General features: G+C 73.1%; 16 protein-coding genes. 7 read left to right on the forward strand and 9 right to left on the reverse strand.

Translation table 11 applies throughout. From position 1 onward, the window contains the following. Positions 1-200 precede the first annotated feature (200 nt). The 4 genes from kdpC to NI26_RS15420 are packed head-to-tail and all read right to left on the reverse strand — an operon-like array spanning position 201 to position 4710. Complete coding sequence (gene kdpC, locus NI26_RS15405) at positions 201-806, reverse strand: potassium-transporting ATPase subunit KdpC (RefSeq protein WP_066657226.1); 606 nt, start codon at positions 804-806, stop codon at positions 201-203. 3 nt (positions 807-809) lie between these two features. Next, positions 810-2939 carry a potassium-transporting ATPase subunit KdpB gene (kdpB, locus tag NI26_RS15410; protein WP_200884120.1) on the reverse strand — a complete coding sequence of 710 codons (2130 nt, stop codon included), beginning with the start codon at positions 2937-2939 and terminating at the stop codon, positions 810-812. Beyond that, positions 2939-4621, reverse strand: coding sequence for a potassium-transporting ATPase subunit KdpA (gene kdpA / locus NI26_RS15415; RefSeq protein ID WP_066657228.1), 1683 nt, complete (start codon positions 4619-4621; stop codon positions 2939-2941). Before kdpA ends, kdpB begins: the two co-directional genes overlap by 1 nt. Further along, positions 4621-4710 carry a potassium-transporting ATPase subunit F gene (locus NI26_RS15420; RefSeq protein WP_058729515.1) on the reverse strand — a complete coding sequence of 30 codons (90 nt, stop codon included), beginning with the start codon at positions 4708-4710 and terminating at the stop codon, positions 4621-4623. Before NI26_RS15420 ends, kdpA begins: the two co-directional genes overlap by 1 nt. Positions 4711-5069: 359 nt before the next feature. On the opposite strand from NI26_RS15420, the gene NI26_RS15425 reads away from it, so the two are divergent. Further along, on the forward strand, positions 5070-6074 hold the full coding sequence (locus NI26_RS15425) for an Abi family protein (protein WP_066657229.1): 1005 nt from the start codon (positions 5070-5072) through the stop codon (positions 6072-6074). Here the strand turns inward: NI26_RS15425 and NI26_RS15430 are convergent. Next, positions 6064-7011, reverse strand: a complete 948-nt coding sequence (locus tag NI26_RS15430; RefSeq protein WP_066658818.1) for a helix-turn-helix transcriptional regulator — start codon at positions 7009-7011, stop codon at positions 6064-6066. The two genes, NI26_RS15425 and NI26_RS15430, sit on opposite strands and share 11 nt — an antisense overlap. A 62-nt stretch (positions 7012-7073) precedes the next feature. On the opposite strand from NI26_RS15430, the gene NI26_RS15435 reads away from it, so the two are divergent. Then, positions 7074-7493: a VOC family protein gene (locus NI26_RS15435; protein ID WP_066657230.1), complete on the forward strand. Its 420-nt coding sequence runs from the start codon at positions 7074-7076 to the stop codon at positions 7491-7493. A gap of 38 nt (positions 7494-7531) precedes the next feature. On the opposite strand, the gene NI26_RS15440 is transcribed toward NI26_RS15435, so the two are convergent. After that, positions 7532-8407 (reverse strand): putative RNA methyltransferase, encoded by an 876-nt coding sequence (locus tag NI26_RS15440; RefSeq protein ID WP_066657231.1) that lies wholly within the window; start codon positions 8405-8407, stop codon positions 7532-7534. Between the two features lie 34 nt (positions 8408-8441). On the opposite strand from NI26_RS15440, the gene NI26_RS15445 reads away from it, so the two are divergent. The 5 genes from NI26_RS15445 (at position 8442) to NI26_RS15465 (ending at position 15122) form a co-directional block, all read left to right on the forward strand. Beyond that, entirely contained in the window at positions 8442-9197 is a 756-nt protein-coding gene (locus tag NI26_RS15445) for an SDR family NAD(P)-dependent oxidoreductase (protein ID WP_066657233.1), read from the forward strand. 96 nt (positions 9198-9293) lie between these two features. After that, positions 9294-9905, forward strand: a complete 612-nt coding sequence (locus tag NI26_RS15450; RefSeq protein ID WP_066657243.1) for a CG0192-related protein — start codon at positions 9294-9296, stop codon at positions 9903-9905. 73 nt (positions 9906-9978) lie between these two features. Beyond that, complete coding sequence (locus NI26_RS15455) at positions 9979-10638, forward strand: 4'-phosphopantetheinyl transferase family protein (protein WP_066657245.1); 660 nt, start codon at positions 9979-9981, stop codon at positions 10636-10638. A gap of 47 nt (positions 10639-10685) precedes the next feature. After that, positions 10686-14039: a carboxylic acid reductase gene (car, locus tag NI26_RS15460; protein ID WP_066657247.1), complete on the forward strand. Its 3354-nt coding sequence runs from the start codon at positions 10686-10688 to the stop codon at positions 14037-14039. A gap of 144 nt (positions 14040-14183) precedes the next feature. After that, a complete protein-coding gene (locus tag NI26_RS15465; RefSeq protein WP_144411399.1) occupies positions 14184-15122 on the forward strand; it encodes an aldo/keto reductase in 939 nt (312 codons plus the stop codon). 263 nt (positions 15123-15385) lie between these two features. Here the strand turns inward: NI26_RS15465 and NI26_RS15470 are convergent, their stop codons facing one another. The 3 genes from NI26_RS15470 to NI26_RS15480 form a co-directional block, all read right to left on the reverse strand. Continuing rightward, positions 15386-15589, reverse strand: coding sequence for a hypothetical protein (locus NI26_RS15470; protein WP_066657251.1), 204 nt, complete (start codon positions 15587-15589; stop codon positions 15386-15388). Between the two features lie 78 nt (positions 15590-15667). Continuing rightward, positions 15668-15853 (reverse strand): hypothetical protein, encoded by a 186-nt coding sequence (locus NI26_RS15475; protein WP_158407777.1) that lies wholly within the window; start codon positions 15851-15853, stop codon positions 15668-15670. A gap of 84 nt (positions 15854-15937) precedes the next feature. Next, positions 15938-17659, reverse strand: a complete 1722-nt coding sequence (locus NI26_RS15480; RefSeq protein WP_066657257.1) for a serine/threonine-protein kinase — start codon at positions 17657-17659, stop codon at positions 15938-15940. Between the last annotated feature and the right edge of the window lies 1 nt (position 17660).

The following is a 17660-nucleotide window of genomic DNA, read 5'->3' on the forward strand; positions in this document are numbered from 1 at the left end:
TCATCCTCCCGCGGTTCGGTGTGGTGTGGTGGTGGTGGTGCGTGGTGCGACGTGCTGCCGAACAACCGGAAGCACGTCGCACCACGCGGTTCCGCGGCGCGAGGTGCTTCCGGTTGTGCTGGCGGCTCCGCCCTCGGGCCGGACCGGGCCGGCCACGGCCAGGCCGAGCCAGACCGGCCGGACCGGCCGGCCGGCCGGCGTCAGCGTTCGGCGGCCAGGGCCAGGTTCAGCTCGAGGACGTTCACGACCGGCTCGCCGAGGAACCCGGCCTGCCGGGACTCGATGTGCTGCTCGACGAGCGTGCGGACCGTCGACTCCGACAGACCCCGGGCGTCGGCCACCCGGGCCACCTGCTGCAGCGCGTACTCCGGGCTGATGTCCGGGTCGAGCCCCGAGCCCGAGGCGGTGACCGCGTCGGCGGGCACGTCGGCAGCGCTGACCCCGTCGGCATCCGCCACGGCGGCCCGCCGCTCCTCGATGCTCTTGAGCAGGTCGGGGTTGTTCGGCCCGAGGTTCGAGCCGGACGAGGCGTTCGCGTCGTAGCCGTCCTCGCCCGCGGCACTCGGACGCGACTGGAACCAGCGGTCGGCCTGGGCACCCGCGAAGGACTGCCCGATCAGGGACGAGCCGACGACCTTCCCGGAGGAGTCGGTGACCATCGAGCCGTTCGCCTGGTCGTGGAAGGCCGCCTGCCCGACGCCCCACACCGCGAGCGGGTAGGCGACGCCGAGGACGACGGTGGACAGCAGGGCGAGACGGATCGCCACACCGGTGGAACGGAGGAAGGAGCGTGATGAGGAAGCCATGGTCTAGAACCCCGGGATGAGACCGACCACGAGGTCGATCAGCTTGATACCGATGAAGGGGACGATGACGCCGCCCAGCCCGTAGACGAGCAGGTTGCGTCCGAGCACGGACGATGCCGAGGCGGCGCGGTAGCGCACACCCCGCAGCGACAGCGGGATGAGCGCCACGATGACGAGCGCGTTGAACACGACGGCCGACAGGATCGCCGACGCCGGGCTGTGCAGCCCCATGACGTTGAGCGCCGCGAGGCCGGGGAACGCCGCCTGGAACATCGCCGGGATGATCGCGAAGTACTTCGCGACGTCGTTGGCGATCGAGAACGTGGTGAGCGCCCCGCGGGTGATGAGCAGCTGCTTGCCGATCCGGACGACGTCGATGAGCTTCGTCGGGTCGGAGTCGAGGTCGACCATGTTGCCGGCCTCCTTCGCAGCGGTGGTGCCGGTGTTCATCGCGACGCCGACGTCGGCCTGCGCCAGGGCGGGGGCGTCGTTCGTGCCGTCACCGGTCATCGCGACGAGGTTCCCGCCCTCCTGTTCCTTCCGGATGTAGGCGAGCTTGTCCTCGGGCGTGGCCTCGGCGAGGAAGTCGTCGACGCCGGCCTCGGCGGCGATCGCGGCCGCGGTGCGGGGGTTGTCGCCGGTGATCATCACCGTGCGGATGCCCATCGACCGCAGCTCCGCGAAGCGCTCGGCCATGCCGTCCTTCACGACGTCCTTCAGGTGCACGACCCCGAGCAGGTCGACGGCGCCCGAGGCCGAGCGACGGCCGACGACGAGCGGCGTCCCGCCCTGGTCGGAGATCTCGGCGACCGCGGTGTCGACCGCGGCGACCACGGCGGCGTCGGCAGACCCCGCCCAGGCGAGCACGGCGGCCGCTGCACCCTTGCGGATCTGCGATCCGTCGGCCAGGTCGAGCCCGGACATGCGGGTCTGCGCGGTGAAGGGCACCTCGACCGCACCCGCCGGGGTGCCGGGCGTGATGCCGTCCTGCTCGGCGAGCGTGACGATGGAGCGGCCCTCCGGCGTGCTGTCCGCGGCGCTCGACAGGGCTGCGGCCTCCATGAGCGTCGCGACCGTGACGCCCGGGACGGGCACCACGCGCGATGCCTGCCGGTTGCCGTACGTGATCGTGCCGGTCTTGTCGAGGAGCAGCGTGGTGATGTCCCCGGCCGCCTCGACCGCGCGCCCGGACATCGCGAGCACGTTGTGCTGCACGAGCCGGTCCATGCCGGCGATGCCGATCGCCGAGAGCAGCGCGCCGATGGTGGTCGGGATGAGGCAGACGAGCAGGGCGATGAGCACCGGCACGCTGACGGTCGCACCGACGAGGCCGGCGATGGGCTGCATCGTCAGGCAGACGATCACGAAGACGATCGACAGCGACGCCAGCAGGATGTTCAGCGCGATCTCGTTCGGCGTCTTCTGCCGCGCGGCACCCTCGACGAGCCGGATCATCCGGTCGATGAAGGTCTCGCCGGGCGTCGAGGTGATGCGCACGACGATCCGGTCGGACAGCACCCGCGTCCCACCGGTGACGGCGCTGCGGTCGCCACCGGACTCGCGGATGACGGGCGCCGACTCGCCCGTGACCGCGGACTCGTCGACGCTGGCGATGCCCTCGACCACGTCACCGTCGCCGGGGATGACCTCGCCGGCGACGACCACCACGACGTCGCCCTTCGCGAGGTCCACCGAGGCGACCTCCTCGGTGTCGTTCGACAGTGCGGCGGCGTCGGACGCGTCCCATCGCAGCACCCGGCGGGCGCTGGTCGTCGAACGGGTCTTCCGCAGGGTGTCGGCCTGCGCCTTGCCCCGGCCCTCGGCGACGGCCTCGGCCAGGTTCGCGAAGACGACGGTCAGCCAGAGCCACACCGCGATCGCGGCGGTGAACACCGACGGCTCGACGAACGCGGTCACGGTGGTGAGCGCGGCGCCGACCTCGACGATGAACATGACCGGGTTGCGCCACATCAGGCGCGGGTCGAGCTTGCGGAGGGCGCCCGGGAGGCCCGCCGCCAGTTGACGGGGACCGAACGCGGACGATCGGGTGACCGGCCGGGAGGCACTGCTCGCCTCCGGCGCGCTGGTCACGGTGGACGAGGGGGTCGGGGTGGACACGGGTTCGGTTCCCATCAGGAGAGGGCCTCCGCGAGCGGGCCCAGGGCGAGCACGGGGAAGTAGGTGAGTGCGGTGACGATCACGGCGACGGCACCGAGCAGGCCGATGAACAGCGGCCGGTGCGTCGGCAGGGTGCCGACGGTCGCGGGCACCTTGTCCTGTGCGGCCAGGGAGCCGGCGAGCGCCAGGACGAGCGCGATCGGGATGAACCGGCCGAGCAGCATCACGACGCCGAGCGCCGAGTTCATCCACGTGGTGTTCGCGGTGAGACCGCCGAACGCCGAGCCGTTGTTGTTCGCGCCGGAGGTGAAGGCGTAGAGCAGCTCGGACAGCCCGTGGTTGCCGGGGTTGAAGATGCTCGTGCCGAGGACCTGCTCACGGACACCCGGGATCACCAGGGACAGTCCGGTGCCGAGCAGCACCAGGGTCGGCGTGACGAGGATGTACAGCGCCGCGAAGGTCATCTCACGGGCGCGGATCTTCTTGCCGAGGTACTCCGGGGTCCGGCCGACGAGCAGTCCGCCGATGAACACCGTGATCACGGCGAGCACGAGCATGCCGTACAGGCCGGAGCCGACGCCGCCGGGGCTGATCTCGCCGAGCATCATGTTGAGGAGCGCCATCATCCCGCCGATCGGCGTGAAGCTGTCGAACATGCCGTTCACGGCGCCCGTCGACGTGGCGGTCGAGGTCGTGCCGAAGAGCGTCGTGCCGAGGATGCCGAAGCGCATCTCCTTGCCCTCCATCGCCGCACCGGCCGCCTGCGTGGCGCTGCCGCCGCCCGCGAGCTCGGCGATCGACATCACCGAGAGCGACACGAGGAAGATCGCGCCCATCACCGCGAGGATCGCGTACCCCTGTCGGTCGTCCCCGACGAGCCGCCCGAACGTGCGGGGCAGCGAGAACGGGATGACGAGCATGAGGAAGACCTCGACGAGGTTCGTCCACGCCTGCGGGTTCTCGAACGGGTGCGCCGAGTTCGCGTTGAAGTAGCCGCCGCCGTTCGTGCCGAGCTCCTTGATCGCCTCCTGCGACGCGACGAAGCCGTCGGGGATGTGCTGGGTGCCACCCGCGAGCGTGGTGATGTCCGTGCCGCTGCCCCACGACTGCACGACGCCGCCGGCGACCAGGACGATCGCGAAGACGAAGGCCCCGGGGAGCAGGAGCCGGCCGGTGCCGCGGACGACGTCGACCCAGACGTTGCCGAGCGTGCCGCTCCTCCGCCGTGCGAACCCGCGCACCAGGGCCACGGCGACCGCGAGCCCGACCGCGGCGGACAGGAAGTTCTGCACCGCCAGGCCTGCCATCTGCACGGAGTACCCCACGGTGGCCTCGGGCGAGTACGACTGCCAGTTGGTGTTCGCGACGAAGGACGCGGCGGTGTTGAACGCGAGCGACGGGCCGACGTTCGGCAGCCCGAGGTCACCGGGCAGCACGACCTGGATGCGCTGCAGCAGGTAGACGAGCAGCACGCCGACGGCGCTGAAGAGCAGCACGCCGCGCAGGTACGCGGGCCAGGACTGCTCGGCGTCGGGGTCCACACCGATCACGCGGTAGACGCTGCGCTCGATGCGGGCGTGCCGCGTGGGCGTGTAGACACGCGCCATCCAGTCACCGACCGGGCGGTACGCGACCACGAGGAGCAGGACGAGGGTGGCGACCTGGGCGATCCCGGCCCAGGTGTCGGCAGCGCTCATCAGAACCGCTCCGGGTGCACGAGCGCCCACACGAGGTAGACGACCGAGGCGATGCCGAGGACGGCGGCGGCGATGGTGACGACGATCACAGCCGCTCCACCCCCTTGGCGATGAGTGCCACGACACCGAACACGGCGAGGACACCGGCGACGACGAAGACGTCGAACACGAAGGACTCCGTTGGTTGCTGCGGGTCCGACGCCGGGCGGCGCGGACCGCACCACGTGGGGTGCGGTACCGATGCTGGTTCCGGCCGTGTGCCTCCAGGCCGGTCCTCACGGAATCCTCACGCCGTCCTGACGGACGCATGCACCGCCCTAACGCGCAGGGCACGAGGGAGCTTCACCGTTGCCCGCCGTGGACGGCTCGGCTATCCTCGGAGCATCACGATCGGCCCGCTCGCCTCACGGCTCGGGCCGATTTTCTTGTCTCGGGGTGGGAGGACGAGGTGTCGTACGCGAAACCGTGGCTGTCGATCGACGAGCAGATCGCGTTGCTGCGCGAGCGGGGTCTGTCCATCGAGGACCACGACCGCGCGGCAGCAGCGCTCCGCGAGAGCGGCTACTACCGCCTGAGCGGCTACCTCCACCCGTTCCGTGTCTCCGGAACGGAGATCGACGAGAGCGGACGCCACACCACCGTCGTGCTCGAGCAGTACCGTCCCGGTGCCGACCTGGACGCAGCCTGCGAGCTGCTCACCTTCGATCGGTCGCTGCGCCTGCTCGTCCTCGAGGCGGTCGAGCGCTTCGAGGTCGCCTTCCGGACGTGCCTTGCACACGTCCTCGGGGCGGTGTCTCCGTTCGCCCACGAAGATCCAGCGATCTTCAACACGGCCTTCTGCGCACCGCGGAACGGGGACGACCCGAGGAGCGAGCACGCTCGGTGGCTCGACCGTCTGGAGGACCGGAAGACCCGGTCGGACGAGTCGTTCGTCGCGCACTTCCGCGAACACTACGACGGTCGGATGCCCATCTGGGTGATCGTCGAGCTGCTCGAGCTCGGCCAGGTGTCACGCCTCTACGGAGGACTGCGGAACGACCTCGCGACGGAGGTCGCTGCATCCTTCGCCGTCCCGACGAAGCAGCTGATGCGGAGTTGGGTCGCCTCGGTCAACTACGTCCGCAACGTCGCGGCCCACCATTCGCGACTCTTCAACCGCAAGCTCGTCGCCGCACCGAAGCGGGCGAGCGCAGAGCAGGTCCCAGCGCTCGCACACCTCGTGGTCGGCCGGGCACCGAAACGCTTCGGCGTGTACGAGGTCCTGGCAGTCCTGGCGTACCTGCTCGATTCCGTGCCGTCGAACGTCGACTGGAAGGTCCGTACCGCAGAACTCCTGTCCGCGTTCCCGGCGGTCGACGGGATCGACGTCGGTTCGATGGGTCTCGTCCCCGCCTGGCTCGACGAGCCGATCTGGAGCCGACGCCTGAGGGAGGACGGTCCGGTCAGTCCCTGAACGATCGGCGCAGTCGGGTGGCGAGCGCGTCGACAGCAGCACGCAGTTCCTCGGGCCCCTCGACCACGAACGGCACCGTCAGCCCGGCGATCGTGCCGGCGAGCCCGTCCCACGACCAGGACCCGAGCGTCAGCCGTCGACGGTCGTCGTCGGCATCCTCGAGCACGGCGTCCTCCGGCAGGAACGGGGCGACCCGCGCGGCGTCGGCAGCGGTCAGCGAGACCGACCCGGTGCACGGCCACGCGTCGTCGCGGTCGGACCCCTTGAAGCGGGCCGCCACGAAGGCTGCCACGTCCCCACCGGGTACGGGTCGCTGCACGAACGGCAGCCGCGTCCGCATCCGCGGGGTGATCCGGTCCACCCGGTAGGTCCGCCAGTCGTCGTGCTCGGGCTCCCACGCCAGCAGGTACCACCGACCGTGCCGGGCGACCACCGCGTGCGCTTCGACCCTGCGGGGACGGTCGTCCGTGCCGTACCCGAACCGGAACACCTCGTGGCGCTGCACGGCCTCGCTGACGGCCACCAGCACGTCCGGATCGACCCGCTGGGCGGACGATCCCACGACGGCATCCACCAGGTCCACCCGGTTCCGGAGCCGTTCGGGCATGACCTGTCGCACCGTCGCGAGCGCGCGGGTGGCGGCCTCGGCGATGTCGGCACCCGATGCCGGCGCCACCGCGAGGGCGAGGGCGATCGCCACCGCCTGGTCGTCGTCGAACAGCAGCGGCGGCAGGTCCGATCCGGCGGCGAGTCGGTAGCCGCCGGCCGGACCGCGGACGGAGTCGATGCGGTAGCCGAGGTCCCGGAGGCGGTCGACGTCGCGGCGGAGGGTGCGCGGACTCACGGTCAGGCGACCGGCGAGCTCGTCGCCCGTCCACTCCCGGTGCACCTGCAGCAGGGAGAGCAGCGCGAGCATGCGCGAGGAGGGTCCGGACACGTCGTCCATCCTCGTCGGAGAAGCGGTCACGATCTGACCGCAACGCTCGCGACACTCGATCCATGAGCATCGAGACCACGACCCACCTCAACTTCGACGGACAGGCCCGCGAGGCCCTGGACCACTACGCATCCGCGTTCGGCGGCACCGTGACCGCCGCCACCTACGGCCAGATGGGCGCGTCCCAGGACCCCGCCTGGGCGGACCGCATCGTGTTCGGTCAGGTCAACACCGAGGCCGGCTTCCGGATCATGGCGTTCGACGTCTGGCCGGACCAGCCGTACGACCAGGGCACGAACGCCTGCTACGTCTTCGTGCACGGCGACGACGCGGACGAGGTCACCCGGTACTGGGAGGCGCTGTCGGAGGGTGCCGAGGTGCGACAGCCGCTCGCGCCCTCGCCGTGGGCCCCGCTCGCCGGGCAGCTGCGCGACCGGTTCGGCGTCGTGTGGCAGTTCGACGTGGCGGTGCCGCAGGGCTGACACCCGACCCCGGCACGTGGACGGCCGACGGCAGCGCCTCAGTGCTGCCTGGCGACCGTCCACGTGCTCACGGTCACCGCGGCCGTCACGGCCGTCGGCGCGAACACCCGGTCCGGATCGACGTGGTGGTGGCTCGGGCCCATGTGCACCACGTCGTGCACGTCCTCCGCGGACAGCTCCATCGTCCACGTGAGGTCCTCGGACCCCTGCAGCGCGAACGTCGGCTCGAGCGACTCCCGCAGCCGCCGCTCCTTCTCCGGGTCCACCGCGATGGTCGCCTCGGCGAGCTCCGCCAGGTGTCCGGTCCGTGGCGTCACGACGACGAGCACGCCGTCCGGGTGGAGCACCCGCGCGTACTCCCGCTGGTTGCGCGGGGCGAAGACGTCCAGCACGACGGCCGCCGCGTCGTCGACGACCGGGAGGCGCTCGGTCACGTCCCCGACGACGGCGCCGGCCCGCGGGTGGACGCGTGCCGCCCGCCGGACGGCGACGGGTGACAGGTCCAGCGCGACCCCGAGGCGGGCAGCGACGGGGCCTGCCGGGGCCGAGCCGGGCCTCCCGGCCGACGCAGTCTCGTCCGGTCCGTCCGCGTCCAGCACGTGCGCGAGGTAGGTGCCGGGGCCGGAGCCGACGTCGAGGACGACGCCCGGGGCCTTCGTGGCGGCGACCACCGCGGCGAGCGCCCGCTCGACCGGTGCGTAGTGCCCCCGCCCGAGGAACCGGATCCGCGCGTCGACCATGTCCGGGGTGTCCGCGGTCAGGGCGCGGCGCTTTGCGGGCAGGAGCGTGAGGTGGCCCTGCTTCGCCTCGTCGAACCGGTGGCCGCCGGCGCAGCCGACCTGCCCGCCGTCGACACGGGCGAGGGGCTCGGCGCAGACGGGGCAGGCGAGCACGGGGAGCAGGTCGTCGCGCACCGACCCAGCGTACGGGCGTCGGTAGCCTGGCCCGATGGCACTGGAGCAGCTCTTCGGCCTCGACGGACGCCGTGCACTGGTCACCGGGGGCAGCTCCGGCATCGGTCGGGCGATCGCGCTCGCCCTCGCGGACGCGGGCGCCCACGTGCTGGTCGCGGCGCGCACGCGGGAGGCGATCGACGAGACCGTCGCGACGATCACCGCCGACGGCGGGTCGGCCGCCGGTGTCGTCGCGGACCTGTCGACCCGGGCGGGCGCCCACGCGCTCGCGGACGCCGTCGGCGAGGTGGACGTCCTCGTCAACTCGGCCGGCATCAACCTGCGGCCGCCGATGCCGGACCTCGACGAGGGCACGTGGGACGCGACGATGGCCGTCAACCTCGACGCACCCTTCGTGCTCGGCCAGCGGCTCGCGCCCGGCATGGCCGCACGCGGGTACGGCCGGATCATCGGCATCAGTTCGCAGCAGGCCCACCGCCCCTTCGCCGCGAGCGGCGCGTACGGGGTGTCGAAGGCCGGCCTGGAGGCACTGGCACGCTCCCAGGCGGAGGCCTGGTCGGGCAGCGGGGTCACCTCGAACGTCCTGGTCCCCGGCTTCGTGCAGACCGCGCTCAACAGGCGACTGTCCGCCGACCCCGAGCGGGTCGCGGCGCTCGCCGCGCGCACGCTCGTCGGACGCAACGGCGAGCCGTCGGACTTCGCGGCCGTGGCGGTGTTCCTGGCCGGACCGGGGTCCGCGTACGTCACGGGCCAGTCGATCGCGGTCGACGGCGGCTTCTCGGTGCACTGACCCCGTGCACTGAGCCCCGTGCACCGACCTCCGCGCCCTGACCGCAGTGCGGCGGGCCGACGGTGGAAGCCGAGGTCTGCTCGGTAGCGTCGGTGCATGGCCGTCATCCACCGCGCAGAACTCCGACCGTCCAAGGCCGAGGCCCTCGCCGCCTGGCTGCCAGCGCAGCCGTGGAGCGGCCTCACCGCCGGTGCCGCCGTCGAGATCGTCACCCGCTTCCGGTTCGACGACCCCGAGGGCGAGGTCGGTGTCGAGGAGATCGTCGTGCGGACGCCCGAGGGACGGCTCCTGCACACGCCGCTGACCTACCGCGGCGCTCCGCTCGACGGCGCCCGGGGCTCCCTGGTGTGCGAGATGCACCACTCCGTGCTCGGGCAGCGCTGGGTGTACGACGCCGTCGCGGATCCGGTGTACGCCGACGTCCTGCGTCGTGCGATCGCCACCGGCGGGCACGAGGCGGAGCTCGAGCGCGCCGACGGCTCCGGACGGTTCGACAAGGAGGGCACGGCGGTCGGCAGCGGGTCGGCGCCGGACTCCCCCACGGTGACGTCGGCCACGGCCAGCACCGACGGGACCGAGACGACGGTGCGCACCGACCACGGCGACCTCGTCGTGCTGCGGGTGATCGGGCTGCCCGTGCCGGACGGCGAGACACTGACCGCGACCTGGCGCGACCGCTCGGCCGTCGTCGCGGTCCTGCCCGCCTGACGGACCCGGTCGCGGCCGCTCCGCGACGTGCCCCGTCCGGGGGACTCGGAGCTTCCGGGCGTCTGATTGCAATGTGCAACTTCAAGGCGGGACCGACTGGGTGGGGCTGCTCCCCGCCTCGGTGGTCGCCGCCGCTGCCGACCACGACCTGAGCGGCCCCCTCGCCGACGAGGAACGCGCGGCGATCGCCCGTGCCGTCCCGGCGCGGCGTGCCGAGTTCCGGACCGGCCGCCTGCTCGCCCGCCGCGCCCTGACGGCGATCGGCACCCCGGTGACGGCACTGCCCGTGGGTCGGAGCGGGGCTCCCCGCTGGCCCGAGGGCGTGGTCGGCACGATCACCCACTGCCCCGGCCTGCGCGCCTGCGCCGTCGCCCGGCGCGACGACCACGCCGGCATCGGCATCGATGCCACGCCGGCACGTCCCCTGCCGCCGGGAGTGCTCCGACGCATCGCGGACGTCACGGACGACCGTGTCGCGCGGGGTCTCACCGCACTCCGGCGAACCGGGGTTGAGAGTCCGGACAGCGTCCTGCTCGCCGCGACCGAGGCCGTCGCCAAGGCCCGCTCGGCCGCGCACGACGGCTGGTTCGGCATCGACGGTGCCCACGTGGAGCTGCGCCCGGACGGGACCTTCACGGCGAGCGCGCGTCGCGGCCCGGCGTTCGCGGCGACGGGACGGTGGGCAGTGGACCGGGGGACGGCGCGTGCGGGCATCGTGCTCGCCGCGCGCTGAGAGGCCGCGCGCGGGGGCGCGTCGGACGAACGAGGAAGGGAACCACCATGGTGCAGCAGGACGAGGACACCTCCGTCGAGGCGGTGTTCGACCGGTACGCCGACCGAACGGCGATCCGACAGCGGGACGGCGAGGTCGTCACCGACACGAGCTTCCGGGAGCTCCGGGACCGTGCGCGGGCCCTCGCGGCGGTGCTCGGCGAGTCCGTGGCCCCGGGTGACCGGATCGCGGTGCTCGGTCCGCCGAGCGCCGACGTCGTGACCCTCGAGCTCGCGTGCTCGGTGCTCGGCGCGGTGAGCGTGCCGCTGCAGACCAGCGCGGCCGTCGAGCAGCTCCGTGCGATCGTCGACGAGACGACGCCGGTGTGGCTGGGCGTCACCGCCGACCAGGCCGCGACGGCCCGGGCGGTCACCGACGCGGCCGCCGCCGAGGTGCACACCGTCCTGCTCGACACGACGGGTGCGGCCGGCGCGGCGACCGGGGCCGAGGGCACCGACGGTGCGGCGGCGCTGCCGACGCTCGCCGACCTCGTGGCACGGGGCCGCGACCTGCCGCAGCCGACCCCGTGGCGACCGGCGCCCGACGAGGACCCGCTCGCCCTGCTGCTGTACACCTCGGGCAGCACCGGGACCCCGAAGGGCGCGATGTACACGCGGTCCATGGTCGAGCGGCTCTGGCACGCACTCCCGCCGGACCACCCGGACGCCGTGACCGTCGGCTACGCCTACCTCCCGCTGAGCCACCTGACCGGTCGCGCGGCGCTGCTCGCCACGCTCGGCCGCGGCGGCACCGTGGCGCTCGCGACCTCGACCGACCTGTCGGCCCTGTTCGAGGACCTGCGGGTCTACGCACCGACCGAGCTCGTGCTCGTCCCGCGGATCGCCGAGATGGTCCGCCAGGAGGGCGCCCGCGAGGAGCAGCGCCGGCTCGCGGCCGGAGCCACCGACGCCCCGGCCGTGCGTGCTCAGGTGCAGGACGACCTCCGGACACGTGCCTTCGGTGGTCGCGTCGGGCAGGCCGTCTGCGCCAGCGCCCCGCTCACGCCCGAGCTCCGCACGTACCTCGAGGAGTGCCTCGGCGTCCCGCTGCACGACCTGTACGGCTCGACCGAGGCGGGCAGCATCCTGCGCGACGGCGTGGTGCAGCAGCCACCGGTCACCGAGCACAAGCTGGTGGACGTCCCCGAGCTCGGGTACCGCACCACCGACCGACCGCACCCGCGCGGCGAACTGCTCGTGAAGAGCACCGCGGTGATCCCCGGGTACTTCCGCCGCCCGGACGTCACCGCCGCGGTGTTCGACGAGGACGGGTTCTACCGGACCGGCGACGTGATGGCGCAGACCGGTCCGGACACGTACGAGTACCTCGACCGCCGGAACAACGTCATCAAGCTCTCGCAGGGCGAGTTCGTCGCGGTCTCGGCCCTCGAGGCGACCTTCGGTGGGACGCCGGAGGTCCGGCAGATCGCCCTGCACGGGGACAGCAGGCACGCGTTCCTCGTCGCGGTCGTCGTGCCGGTCGACCCGGAGGCCACGGAGGGCGACCTGCTCGCCGCCCTCCAGCGCACCGCCCGCGCCCACGGGCTCGCGCCGTACGAGGTGCCCCGAGCGATCGTCGTCGAACCGGACCCCTTCACGGTCGACAACGGCATGCTCTCCGATGCCCGCAAGCTCCTCCGCCCCCGGGTCACCGCCCGCTACGGGGACCGGTTCGCGGCGCTCTACGGCGCGGTCGCCGAGCAGCAGAGCGGCACCCTCGTCGCGACCCTGCGCGAGCACGTGGGTGACGAACCGACCGTCGACACCGTCGTCCGTGCCGCCCGTGACCTGCTCGGTGCCGAGGTCAGCACCGAGACCGCCTCGGCCGCCCGGTTCTCGGACCTCGGCGGTGACTCGCTGTCGGCCCTGACGTTCTCCGGGGTCCTCGAGGACGTCTTCGAGACCGAGGTGCCCGTCGGTGTCATCACCGACCCGACGAACGACCTCGCGGCCGTGGCCGCGTACGTCGAGCGCTCGGCCGCCGACGACCGGCCGACCATCGCCCGCGTGCACGGCGCCGACCCGACGGTGCTGCGAGCGTCGGACCTGCGGGTGGACCGCCTGCTCGGTGCGGTCCCCGCGCCGGTGGCACGCGCACCCCGCCCCACCGCGGACGGGCCGCGCACCGTCCTGCTCACCGGCGCGAACGGCTACCTCGGCCGCTTCACCGCGATGGACTGGCTCGAGCGGCTCGCACCGGTCGGCGGCACGCTGGTCTGCGTCGTGCGCGGGTCGGACGACGCCGCTGCCCGCCGTCGACTGGACGCGGCCTTCGCGGCCGATCCCGCGTTCGCCGACCGGTTCGCCGAGCTCTCGGGGTCGCTCGAGGTGGTCGCCGGGGACGTCAGCGAGCACCTGCTCGGCCTCGAGGAACCGCGGTGGGAGGACCTCGCCGCGCGGGTCGACCTCGTCACGCACGCCGCCGCCCTGGTGAACCACGTCCTGCCGTACACCGCGCTGTTCGGGCCAAACGTCGTCGGCACCGCCGAGGTCGTCCGGCTCGCGATCGCCGCCGGGAGCGTGCCCGTCACCTTCGTGTCGAGCGTCGCCGTCGCCGGTGGAGCCCGCCCGAGCGCGACCGAGGACGTCGCCCCCGACGCCCCCGCGGCACTCGACGAGCGAGCGGACCTCCGGTCGACGATCCCCGAGTGGACGATCGCCGACGAGTACGCGAACGGGTACGGCGCGAGCAAGTGGGCGAGCGAGGTGCTGCTCCGCGAGGCGCACGAGCAGCACGGCGTCCCCGTCGCGGTGTTCCGCTCCGACATGGTGCTGGCGCACCCGCGCTGGCGCGGCCAGGTGAACCTGCCCGACGTGTTCACCCGTCTGGTCTGGAGCGTGCTCGCGACCGGGCTGGCACCCGTGTCCTTCGTGCAGCGGACCCCGGACGGCCGGGTGCAGCGCTCGCACTACGACGGCCTGCCCGCCGACTTCACGGCCGCCGCGATCGACGCCATCGGCGCGTCGGTGGTCGACGGCCACCGGACGTTCAACGTCGTCAACCCGCACGACGACGGCGTCTCGCTGGACACCTTCGTCGACTGGCTGGTCGAGGACGGGTACGCGATCGAGCGGGTCGCGGACCACGCCGAGTGGGTCGAGCGCTTCCGGTCCGCACTCGAGGCGCTGCCGGACGAGGACCGTGCACGCTCGGTCCTGCCGCTGCTGCACGCGTTCGCGACCCCGGAGGTGCCGCACGCCGGGTCCGCGATCCCCGCGGACGCGTTCGCGGCCGCGGTCCGCTCGGTGCGTCCGCTCGGCTCACCGGACATCCCGTCGCTCGACCACACGCTCGTCACCAAGGTGGCGGACGACCTGACGTTCCTCGGTCTGCTCGGCCCGGCCGCGTCGCCCACGCGCTGAGCACCGGACGGGAGGCGCGGTGCCGGTCCGGCACCGCGCCTCCCGTCCGTCACCCGGTCGCATCGGGCGTGACTGCCGGGCGCGGCCCGACGGGCACCGGCAGGGCCTCTCTGCGCACGGCGAGCTGCTGGCAGGATCGAGCGCGTGAAGACACTGGAGTTGCCACAGACCGACCTCACCGCGTCCGACGTCGTCGTCGGCCTCATGCGGATCAACGACATGAGCGACGAGGACATCCGCGAGCTGTACACCGCCTCGCGCGACGCCGGCGTCACGATGTTCGACCACGCCGCCGTGTACGGCGTCTGGCACGGGTGCGAGCAGCGGTTCGGTTCCGCCGTCACCCTGTCGCCGTCCGAGCGCGCCGACATCCAGCTGCAGACCAAGGTCGGCATCCGCCCGACGCCGGACGGCGCGTACTTCGACTTCTCGTACGAGCACATCATCGAGTCCGTGCACGAGTCCCTCGAGGCGCTGCGGACCGACTACGTGGACGTGCTGCTCCTGCACCGTCCCGACGCCCTCGTCGAGCCCGAGGAGGTCGCCCGGGCGTTCGACGAGCTGCACGCCGCCGGCAAGGTGCACCACTTCGGCGTCTCGAACCACACCCCCGGTCAGGTCGAGCTGCTGAAGCGGTCGGTGCGGCAGCCGCTCGCGTTCAACCAGGTGCAGCTGAGCATCACGCACGCCAACGTGATCACGCAGGGCCTGACGGCGAACATGGCCGGGCTCGACCAGTCGATCGACCGCGACAACGACATCCTCAACCACGCGCGCCTGAACGACGTCACGCTGCAGGCCTGGTCGCCGTTCCAGAAGGGCTTCTTCGACGGCGTCTTCCTCGGTGACCGCGAGCAGTACGCCGAGCTCAACGACGTGCTCGAGGAGCTCGCCTCGGCACACGGCGTCACCCCGACGGGGATCGCGGTCGCGTGGATCACCCGGCACCCCGCGCGCTTCCAGGTCGTCCTGGGCACGACGAACCCGCAGCGGGTACGGGACTCGGCCGCGGGTTCCGACGTCCGGCTCTCGCGCGAGGAGTGGTACCGCGTCCTGACGGCAGCGGGGCACACCGTCCCCTGACCGGGCTGCGGGGCTGGGCCTGACCGTTCCGGGGCTCTGGGGGTCGGCCCTGACCGTGCCGGGCTCCGGGGCTGGGCCCTGACCGTGCCGGGCTCCGGGGCTGGGCCCTGACCGTGCCGGGCTCGGCACAACGGGGAGCACGTCGCGCCACGGAAGTCCGTGGTGTCGCGTGCTCCCCGTTGTGCTGACGCACGTCGTGCCCCCAGGCTGCTCGGCTCGGCTCGGCTCGGCTCGGCTCGGCTCGGGCGGGAGCGGGCGGGCGGTCAGTCGTCGGTGGTCGGTGCGCTCGGCACGCGCACGTCGACGGGTGAGACCCGTGACGGGTCGGCCGACGCGCCGCCGACGACGTCGAACGAGATGCCGAGCTCGGCGGCGGTGTCCTCGTCGAGCTCGAGTCCGTCCTCGGTGACCTGGTCCTCTGGGATGGCGCGACCCTTCGACGGGTCCCACGCGTTCGCGAACGACATGCGCCCGAGCTTGCCGTCCGCGGCTGGCAGCGAGGTGTCAGGCGTCGGTGGTGTCCGTCAGCGGTCAGCCGTCTCGGGTCACCGGGCGACCGGGCCGCCGCCGGCCTCGTCCTCGTCCTCGTGCGGGGCCGGCGAGACCGACGGGTCGACCGAGTCCGGGCCGACGTCGGCGCCGCGGTCCTCCTCGACCTCGATCTCGGTCTGGTCGTCGCCGTCCACGGGGAGGTCGGCGCCGGGCTGCTGCGGATCGAACGGTGTGCTCATCGACATGCTCCGAGCGTGCTCCCGCGACGGTGGGCGTCGGCTCGACGCTGTCCGTCCACCGCGCCGGGGTCGGCAGCGACCGCGTCAGCCGCGGCCGGGGCCCGTCGCCGGCCCCTGGGTGAGCGACCCGACGGTGGTGTCGACCGTCGTGTCCGCCGCACCGGATCCCTTGCCCTTGCCGCTGTTGCTCCCGGGACCGTTGCCGTTGCCGTTGCCGTTGTTGCCCGCGCCGCCCTGCGGGGCCTCGACGGGGTTGGACGCCGGACCGCCCGGTTGGGGGCCGACGCTCGGGTCGTCGGCGGGCTGGCTCGGTTCCTGCGCGGGCTCGCTCGGCTGCTGCTGCTCCTGGCTGGGCTCCTGCGCCGGCTCGCTCGGCTCCTGCGCGGGTTCGCTCGGCTGCTGCTCCTCCTGGCTGGGCTGCTGCTCCGGCTCGCTCGTCTGCTGCTCCGTCGGCGACGAGGGCTCGCTGGAGTCGGTCGGCGCGGGCGTCGAGTCGTCTCCTCCGCCCAGCGCGATCAGCGCGACGCCGATCCCCGCGAGGACGAGGATCCCGACGACCACCGCGGTGATGATCCCCGCACGCCGTCGCTTCGATCCGTCCGTACCGGGACCGCCCCGTCCGGCAGCCCCCGCTGGACCACCGGCTCCTCGCGACGCGGCACCACCGGCCACCGCACCACCGCCTGCAGCAGCGGCGGCGCCCGCTCCACCGGCGCCCCGCTGGGCACCGAGGACCGTCGTCGCGACGTCGTCCTGCGCACCCGTCCGGTCGTACGCCCGGGTCGCGGCGTCGGCACCGCCGGCGGTCGGCATCGCCCGCGTGGCCTGGTCGCCGTCCGCAGCGCCCGGCACGGCCTGGGTGGCCTGGTCGGCGTGGGCTGCATCCGGTCCGCCGGCACCGAGCGCGGCACCAGCGAGACCGGCTCCGGCGCCGGCCGCGCCTCCGGCAGCACGGGTGAGCGTGCCGGGTCCGCCCGGGAGCAGCTGGGTCGCCGGTGCCGTCCCGTCGCGTTCGAGGGCACGGAGACGTCGTGCCGCCTCGGCCGCGGTCGGACGCTCGGCCGGGTCCTGCGCGGTCATCACGTGCAGCAGCGTCCGCCACGCGGTGGGCAGGTGCTGGTCGATGTCGGGGCCCCGCGTGAGCCGCGCGGTGGCGGACTCGACGGCGGTGCCGGGGAACGGACGTGCACCCGTCAGGCACTGCAGCAGGACGAGCCCGAGGGCGTAGACGTCAGCCTGACCGGTGACCTCGCGCCCGAGGACCTGCTCCGGTGAGATGTAGGCGGCGGTGCCGATGACGGTGCCGGTCCCGGTCACGCGGGCGGCGTCCCGGAGCAGCGCGATGCCGAAGTCGGCGAGCTTGACGTGCTGGCCGTCGCTCTCGAGCAGCACGTTGGCGGGCTTCACGTCACGGTGCACGATGCCCTGCGCGTGCACGGCGGCGAGTCCCTCGGCGACCTGGGCGCCGGTGCGCGCGGTCGTCGTGGTGTCGAGCGGGCCCTCGCGCAGCCGGGTGTCCAGGTCGCTGCCGGGGACGAGCTCCATCACGAGGTACGAGTCGCCGTTGCCGTCGTCGAGTGCGGCATCGTAGAGCGTGACGAGCGAGGGGCTGCGGAGCGCGGCCAGCGTGTGCATCTCGGCCTCGGCGCGCGCACGTTCGCCGTGGTCGACCGCGCCGATCCGGAAGACCTTGACGGCCACCTCGCGGCCGAGCTGCTCGTCGACGGCGCGGTAGACGGAGGCCATGCCGCCGTGACCGAGCGTGCCGGTGACGCGGTACCTGCCGCCGAAGACCCGTTCTTCCATG

This window comes from Curtobacterium sp. MR_MD2014 (assembly GCF_000772085.1).
Classification (GTDB): Bacteria; Actinomycetota; Actinomycetes; order Actinomycetales; family Microbacteriaceae; genus Curtobacterium.